A 7,623-nucleotide genomic window follows, 5' to 3' on the forward strand; every position below is an offset into this window, starting at 1 on the left:
GTGAAGCGCAGTATTTCGGCGGCGTTACAAAGGGTGTGGCCCGTCCAGGCGGCCAGCAGTTTGGCGTCGTTGTAGTCGAAATCCCACAGCGTCGCCGACCAGGCGTCGAGAATTTCGATGGCTTTGTTGGCGTACGCTTTATCATTGGTGATGTACCACACCACGGCGCAGTTGTAGGCCATCTGCGCTCCCTTGGAAAGGTCGTTTCCGCCAATGTTTGGCTTGCCGTAGGGACCTCGCAACACATGGGTGTAGGGCGTGACCACAAAAGCCAGATCGGTATCCGCTTTGAGCCGCTCGAAAGCACTCTTGTAAGGCTCCTCTCCCTTCAAGACCTGCGCTTTCATGTGGGCGAGGTCGGCCTTCGTTTGGTTGATACCCGGATGGGCAAAGCCTTGGCCCGTCGCGGTTTGCGGACGGATGGCTGTCAAAAGCAGCAGGAAGCTGGCGAAGTAGAAAGTCGTTTTGTGAAGTCTCATCATAAACTCAGACGACAAAATAGGGTGCTACACCTTATAACTTACTGCTGACCTTGATTTATTCTCGGTGTCAATGAAGGTTGGCAGCTATCACCCAAATAATAATAGCTCTCGCTCGTATAATGTTAATTCGTATCTTAGGGCAAAAAAACAGCCACGATTATGGAAACGCCAACCAAACCCATCAGCGGCATCGAGTTCGTCCGTCACCTGATGAAAGTAAAGGAGCAAGCCCAGTGCGATGCAGTGGAGAACTATCGCAACAATCCGGAAATTCAGGCCGCTTACGCGAGACTTAGCAAGAAAAACAAAGAAAATTGTGACGAATCAAAGTGAGCCGTACGAATTTGAATTTGTTGCAGGAGAACAAAATGTGTACCTCTTTACGACGGGTATCGACATAAAGTACGAAGTAAAATTTGTCCCGTCATCCGACTACTTCAACGCCTATATGGAAGTGGATGCGGAGGTATTCGAGATGGTCATCTCAATCGCCGATAACCTGGCGGGTGGCCGACTTCCGTCCGATGAGCGAGTGGCTCCCACGATTTTTGTCATTTTTGAAGATTTCTTCCTGGCCCAGCGGCACGTCATCGTCTTCATCTGCGATTCGACCGACGGGCGGGGCAAGGCGCGCCATCGCAAATTCGGTCACTGGTTTTACAACGAAAACGTCAAGACGGACGTCATGACCAAATTCGACCGAATCGTCGTCGATGGCAGTAATCGGATTTATCTCTCGCTGATTATGAGCCGCCTCCATCCGAACGCTGGCCGCATCGTAGAGATTTTTATGCGCATGGGGGAAGAGGAGAAGTAGCCTCAGCGGCGTAACTTGGGACTGGCTAGTTTTTTTTCTACCAAAATAACAAACACGATCCCAAGCGTGTAAGCCACAATGTCCTCCCACGCGAAAGAAGTGCCGATCACTGTTCTTGCCAGTCTTGACTTTTGAAGCCCCAGTACCTCAACCATGTTGAAATATTGGGCTATTTCCACAAAATACGAAAACAAGAGAGCGGAAATGGCGGCGGCGATGACTGAGATTTGTAAGAATGATCTGATGAAACGGTAAACCAGTATCACCACTAAAAAATCACCGAATAAGGGGCGAATGAAATTATCGTGGACGTATAGGGCGATGAAGACTTCAATCAGGAACAGGGTTATCGTCAGCAGGAAGTATTTTTTGTTGAAGGTTAGCATTCTGAATGTTTACTAATTTGCCTGATCCTTCCTTGGTCGTGGCTTTTATTTTGAACTCAGAAATTCATTTACATCAATGTCTGCCTGTTTAAGTATTGCTCTCAACGTCCCTTCGGGCATATCTCCGGCATGGTCGTGTACAAGTCTTTGGCTTCGGAATACCAGATTTCATGGCTCCCCGCTGCCTGTCATTGAAAAGCTAACCCAAGCTTTTTTAGCTTTCTAGTAATCTGCCGATAGCTAAATCCTCCTGCTCTGCCCATTTACACGGCGACCACCAATGGACAATCGAACTTGTCGTCCAGCCTGTCTATTGAAATGGCTTTCCCGCTTTGGGATTCCAGCAGTTTTTTCGCCACATCTCGCGCGATTTCAAGAGTTTCCGTAATGGTACGTCCCTGAGCGATAAGTCCCTGAACTTGCTCAGAGGTTGCTAGGTACACGCCTTCCGGCAGTTTTCTATTTGTATTCTTACGGTTCCTTCTATATCGTTCTGAGTTAGTTAGGCGGTTGAGAGACAGAAAACAAATAGACTACTTACTTTGATTATAAGTGGATACAGTCGAGATCAATTCGTTACCGTGTTCGTAAATATCATCAATGGTTTTAATTTCAATTTTTGTCTCTTTCTTGTCGTCTCCAAAAATGCCTATACACCTTTTCGTTGGTGAATTTAGATACAAGCGACAAATCGGTTTTCTGTTATTGTCATCTTGGAAAATTGCAAAATACGAAAGGGCATCACGATGAGTGATACGAGCGCTTTCAATGTGTGGACGAAGTATGGATCTCACTATATAAAAGGCTTCCATTTCCTCTTCCGTAGTCACAACCTCCTTTTCCTTCGTGACAATGTTCGTAGTAAGCGGCTGTTCTTCACCAACAGAAGAAAGTTTTTCACCCTCGTCTCCCTCATCAATAGTAATTGCAGACTTCAATCGGTCATTCAATGTGTCGTTGATGAGACTAGTAAACGTCCTCTTTATGAGAGGACGATAGTATTCTAAAACTTTGGGGCTAACAATTGAGGTATGGGCCTGTTTAGCAAAATACCTAACAAACTCATCGGTCGGATCGTGTAGTTCGGCTTGTACCAGCTGCCTTAAGATACTGGTAGTCTTCAACTCATAGGCAGAAGTGTAGATATTTTCGGGGTCGAAGTAATTTTTGTGAAAGTCTTTCAGTTTTTCGATCTGCCCTTCTCTAATATCTTCAATGTTGAATTCTAAAAATGGTTTTTCGTCCATTTTATTTGGCTCAACTAAATCTGTATAAAACCTGAATATTAGGCCATTGGTGAGAACACCAAATTTTGCATGAGACACGTGAAAGTATCTCAGCAGTTGTCCGTCATGCACGTCCAGTTTTTGTTTCCAGTGCTTACACTCTATCAGGATTATCGGCTGTCCATCTTTGAAAATCGCGTAATCAATCTTCTCTCCCTTTTTCGTCCCGATGTCGCAAATGTATTCCGGTACTACTTCTGTAGGATCGAAAACGTCATAACCGAGTGCCTGAATGAATGGCATGATGATGGCGTTCTTCGTGGCTTCCTCTGTGTGAATGTTATCTTTGAGTTTTGAAACCCTTTCGCTAAGCAGCTTTACTTGATCTTTGAAGTCCATAAATATCTTACTATCAGTAATGTATGATTGATTGCGCGTAATTTTTTCTCGATCAAACTGAGCCTACTTGTTGGCAATAACAATGCCATAATACAGCAGTGCTAAAAGTATAAATCCCAAAAGGGAATAATTTATCAAATAGCCTCGAGAAATGAAAGTACAATGAATAACATCCCTACCTATTTCCTGCGCAAACCCCATTTTGTGATTGGGTTAATCCAACATTGCTGACAGTTGGGATTGCTCGACTACTTCTGATTTACGGGAAATAGCGGTAAATCTCCTTACGATGAGCTACCATAATCAAATTCAGGGTATCGGGTGCAATAAGTTCAAAGCCCAATCGGTAATGACCAATTCTCACGCGATAAAAGGTTTTTTACCCTTCCATTTTCTTCACATTAGTAATGTCGCTGAGAGTTGTAGCTTGTTCCAGCATCAGGACTATATCCCATATTTTCCGCTGTAGCTGCGGGTTTTTCAATTTCCGCACGCTTTTATCAAACGAGGTGTCGAAAAGTACGTTCACTCTCGGGCGTCGCTAGGCTTTACATCGAGGGCTTCCATAATGGTTTCCCTACTTACGTAAGTCCCGGTTTTGGCTTCCTGCATCATTTCGCCGAAGGCCAAATCCTCCGCCCGTTCGGTGGAGGGTATCTCGACGCTCTCGCCTAGCTGGGTTGCCAGTTCTTTCAGAAGCTTAAAGTTCCGCTTGCTTTGGGTTCTGATAATCAATGTTTCCATAAGATTGGTTAGGCTGGTGGATTGTCTAGGTGCTTATGAACTCGCCATAACCCTTCTACATTTCTCGTACAAGAATTCCGGGGCAAAGTCTGCGCCATTCTCCCATTCTACGGTCCAGGACCCTAATTTGAATCTTTTGAAAAACTCAATACTGTTGAGTGGCTCAAAAATCGGTTTGTCCAAGTAGCCTTCTAAATCAACGTTTCCGCTCGATCCATCGCTAAAATGGAGTTCCAGCTCGTAACCCTTTATGTACTCGGCATTTGTTACCCATATATTTTCCATAACAGATTAATTTAGTGGTTCAATTTTGTTTAGTGGAAGTCCCTGTCTGGCCAGTTGCCAATTTTCTGAAAGTTCTTCCTGATGTAGCTCCATCCACTCGAATACCAGCTTCAATGCCCGGCTGGGCATATGACCCTTTACGATCTCCTGTTTGAAATTCACAACCGCCTTGTATTCACCATATTCAAAATGAAAGTGCGGCGGGTTGTGGTCGTTATAGAACATTTGAATCACAATTCCATAGAATCGGGAGATTTCCGGCATACAAGATTAGGATAGTAGATAGCTTTTTTTACCTAGGTACAATCTACGGCAAATCTGTGGCAACGCAAACATGAGGAGATTATCCTCCTGCCCCTCTACTTATACCCATTCTAAATTTCCCCGTCCCCACAATCCCACGAATCATTTATCCGTAAATTTGGTATTTGTCAGCAAGTACCCTTTATGTCATTTGAATCCATCATCCGGTTCAGCGTCGGCAACAAGCTTATTATCGGAATGCTGGTGCTGGGCCTGATCGGCTGGGGCACCTATTCGCTCTCCCAACTACCCATCGACGCCGTGCCGGATATTACCACCAATCAGGTCGTGGTACTTACGCAGTCGCCCGCGCTGGCGGCCCAGGAAATGGAACAGTACATCACCACGCCCGTCGAGTTGAGCCTCGCCAACGTGCAGGGTGTGGAGGAAATCCGCTCCGTATCGCGGCTGGGGCTGTCGGTGATTACGGTGGTTTTCGACGACGTCATGGACATCCTCAAAGCCCGCCAACTGGTGGGCGAGCAACTGGCGCAGGCGTCGCAGAACATTCCCGCCGAGTTCGGCAAGCCATACCTGGCCCCCATCACTACGGGCCTGGGCGAGATTTACCAATATACCCTCGTGCCGCAGCCCGGCTACGAAAACCGCTATGACCTCACCGAACTCCGCACCGCGCAGGACTGGATCGTGAAGCGGCAACTCGCGGGCATTCCCGGTGTGGTGGAAGTGAGTAGTTTTGGCGGTCACGTGAAGCAATACGAGGTCAGTGTCGACCCCGAGCGGTTGCGGGCGGCGGGCGTCACGGTGGCCGAACTCTTCGACGCCGTGCAGCGCAACAACGGCAACACCGGAGGTAGTTATCTCGAAAAAAGTAGTCAGGCATTCTTCATCCGGGGCGAAGGCGCGATCAAAAGTCTGGACGACATCGGCAACATCGTGTTGAAAACCGCCAACGGCGTCCCGCTGCTCGTGCGCAACGTGGCCGATGTAAAGTACGGCGCGGCGGTGCGCTACGGGGCCATGACCCGCGACGGCCAGAGCGAGGCCGTAGGCGCGGTGGTACTTATGCTCAAAGGCGCTGACGCCGAGCGCACCATCAAGCTGGTGAAGGAGCGCGTGGCCCGCATTCAGAAATCGCTGCCCGAAGGCGTCCGCATCGTGCCGTTCATCGACCGCACCGAACTAATCGACCGAGCCATAAGTACCGTCAAGACAAACCTACTGGAAGGTGGGCTGATCGTTATTTTCGTGCTGGTACTTCTGCTCGGTAACTGGCGGGCGGGGCTGATCGTGGCATCAGTGATTCCGTTGGCGATGCTGTTTACGTTCGGGATGATGCGTCTGTTCGGCGTTTCGGCTAATTTGATGAGCCTGGGCGCGATTGATTTTGGCCTGGTGGTGGATGGCTCGGTGATCGTGGTCGAGGGGGCACTTCATTTCCTGCATGTACATTGGAAAACGGGGGATAAACTGTCGCAATCCCAAATGGACGAAACCGTCCAGACCAATGCCTCTCGCATTCTAAAATCAGCGGTATTTGGACAAATCATCATTCTCATCGTCTATATTCCCATCCTGTCTTTGTCAGGAATCGAGGGGAAAATGTTCCAGCCGATGGCCCTGACGGTCAGCTTCGCCATCGTCGGGGCACTGCTACTGTCGCTGACCTATGTCCCGATGGCGACGGCTTTGTTTTTGAAAAAAGAAATAAAAAACGAAAAGAACTTTTCGGATCGGCTGGTCGGTCAACTATACGCGGCCTACGAACCAGTCGTGCGGCGGGCGTTGGATTTTCGGGTGGCGGTCGTCGTGGCGGCGGTGGTACTTTTGGCGGGTAGCGCGTGGCTGTTCGGTACTTTGGGCGGCGAATTCATCCCGCAACTCGACGAGGGCGACATTGCCATTGACCTCCGTATGCCCACGGGTACTTCGCTCACCAAAACCATCGACGCTTCGCTGAAAGCCGAACGCGCTTTACTTAAAAACTTCCCCGAAGTACGCCAGGTGGTAGGCCGCATCGGCGCGTCGGAAGTACCCACCGACCCGATGCCCGTCGAAATGACCGACCAGATGATCAACATGAAGCCGCGCGCCGAGTGGACCTCGGCCAGCAGCCGTGAGGAAATGTCGGAGAAAATGAGTGCGGTGATCGAGCGCGAAGTACCCGGCGTGATGACCGAATTCACGCAACCGATCCAGATGCGCTTCAACGAAATGATCACCGGGGCGCGTTCCGACGTGGTGGTGAAAATCTACGGTGACGACCTCGACCTGCTTTTCGAGCGGGCCAACGCCGCCGCCGCCCTCATCGCGCCCATCGCGGGCGTAGCGAGTTGTCGCGTCGAGCCTATCGTTGGTCTCCCTCAGATTAACGCCGTCTATCACCGCGACCGTCTGGCGCAGTACCACCTCGACGTGGCCGACATCAACCAACTCATCCGCGCCTCGTTCGCGGGCGAAACGGCGGGGGTAGTTTTCGAGGGCGAGCGGCGCTTCGACCTCGTCGTGCGGCTCGACAGCGCCCATCGCACCGACCTCACCGATTTGCGTAATCTCTACGTGCCGTTGCCCAACGGCGGAGCCGTGCCGCTGGGCGAACTGGCCGAAATCACCTACCAGGAAGCGCCCGCCCAAATCTCGCGCGATGACACCAAGCGGCGCATTACCATCGGCGTCAACGTCCTGGGCCGCGACGTGCAGGGCGTCGTGCAGGACATTCAGGATAAAATCGAGACGGGCGTCGCGCTGCCCGAAGGGTACTTTTTCAGCTACGGTGGGGCGTTCGAAAATTTGCAACAGGCCACCGACCGCCTGCTCATTGCCGTGCCGCTGGCTTTGGCGTTGATTTTCGTGCTACTGTACTTTACCTTCGGCTCGCTGGTCGAGGCATTGCTGATTTTCACCGCCGTGCCGTTCTCGGCGGTGGGCGGCATCTGGGCGTTGTGGTTGCGCGATATGCCGTTCAGCATTTCGGCGGGCGTGGGCTTCATCGCGCTCTTCGGCGTGGCGGTTTTGAACGG

Annotated in this window: 11 protein-coding genes; 3 read left to right on the top strand and 8 right to left on the bottom strand. The window is 50.2% G+C overall.

Translation table 11 applies throughout. The features are described 5' to 3' along the window. A partial coding sequence (locus ACEW8P_RS13055; protein WP_373513517.1) for an alginate lyase family protein occupies positions 1–482 on the bottom strand: 482 nt, incomplete at its 3' end. A 159-nt stretch (positions 483–641) separates the two neighbouring features. Here ACEW8P_RS13055 and ACEW8P_RS13060 point away from each other — a divergent pair. Next, complete coding sequence (locus tag ACEW8P_RS13060; protein ID WP_373513518.1) at positions 642–815, top strand: hypothetical protein; 174 nt, start codon at positions 642–644, stop codon at positions 813–815. Beyond that, positions 799–1,299: a DUF6169 family protein gene (locus ACEW8P_RS13065; RefSeq protein WP_373513519.1), complete on the top strand. Its 501-nt coding sequence runs from the start codon at positions 799–801 to the stop codon at positions 1,297–1,299. Before ACEW8P_RS13060 ends, ACEW8P_RS13065 begins: the two co-directional genes overlap by 17 nt. Positions 1,300–1,301: 2 nt before the next feature. Here the strand turns inward: ACEW8P_RS13065 and ACEW8P_RS13070 are convergent, their stop codons facing one another. The 7 genes from ACEW8P_RS13070 to ACEW8P_RS13100 form a co-directional block, all read right to left on the bottom strand. Then, positions 1,302–1,685 carry a DUF2809 domain-containing protein gene (locus ACEW8P_RS13070; protein WP_373513520.1) on the bottom strand — a complete coding sequence of 128 codons (384 nt, stop codon included), beginning with the start codon at positions 1,683–1,685 and terminating at the stop codon, positions 1,302–1,304. A 263-nt stretch (positions 1,686–1,948) separates the two neighbouring features. Continuing rightward, entirely contained in the window at positions 1,949–2,128 is a 180-nt protein-coding gene (locus ACEW8P_RS13075) for a DUF1902 domain-containing protein (RefSeq protein WP_373513521.1), read from the bottom strand. Between the two features lie 90 nt (positions 2,129–2,218). Next, entirely contained in the window at positions 2,219–3,310 is a 1,092-nt protein-coding gene (locus ACEW8P_RS13080; RefSeq protein ID WP_373513522.1) for a type I restriction endonuclease, read from the bottom strand. 379 nt (positions 3,311–3,689) lie between these two features. Next, entirely contained in the window at positions 3,690–3,839 is a 150-nt protein-coding gene (locus ACEW8P_RS13085; RefSeq protein WP_373513523.1) for a hypothetical protein, read from the bottom strand. Beyond that, on the bottom strand, positions 3,836–4,054 hold the full coding sequence (locus tag ACEW8P_RS13090; protein WP_373513524.1) for a hypothetical protein: 219 nt from the start codon (positions 4,052–4,054) through the stop codon (positions 3,836–3,838). The genes ACEW8P_RS13085 and ACEW8P_RS13090 overlap by 4 nt, the downstream gene beginning before the upstream one ends. A gap of 33 nt (positions 4,055–4,087) precedes the next feature. Next, a complete protein-coding gene (locus ACEW8P_RS13095) occupies positions 4,088–4,339 on the bottom strand; it encodes a DUF2442 domain-containing protein (protein WP_373513525.1) in 252 nt (83 codons plus the stop codon). Positions 4,340–4,345: 6 nt separating this feature from the next. Next, positions 4,346–4,603, bottom strand: a complete 258-nt coding sequence (locus ACEW8P_RS13100; protein ID WP_373513526.1) for a DUF4160 domain-containing protein — start codon at positions 4,601–4,603, stop codon at positions 4,346–4,348. 183 nt (positions 4,604–4,786) lie between these two features. Here ACEW8P_RS13100 and ACEW8P_RS13105 point away from each other — a divergent pair. Beyond that, positions 4,787–7,623 (top strand): efflux RND transporter permease subunit (locus ACEW8P_RS13105; RefSeq protein WP_373513527.1); only part of this gene is annotated, 2,837 nt, incomplete at its 3' end.

This window comes from Persicitalea sp., from assembly GCF_041751555.1.
Lineage (GTDB): Bacteria > Bacteroidota > Bacteroidia > Cytophagales > Spirosomataceae > Persicitalea.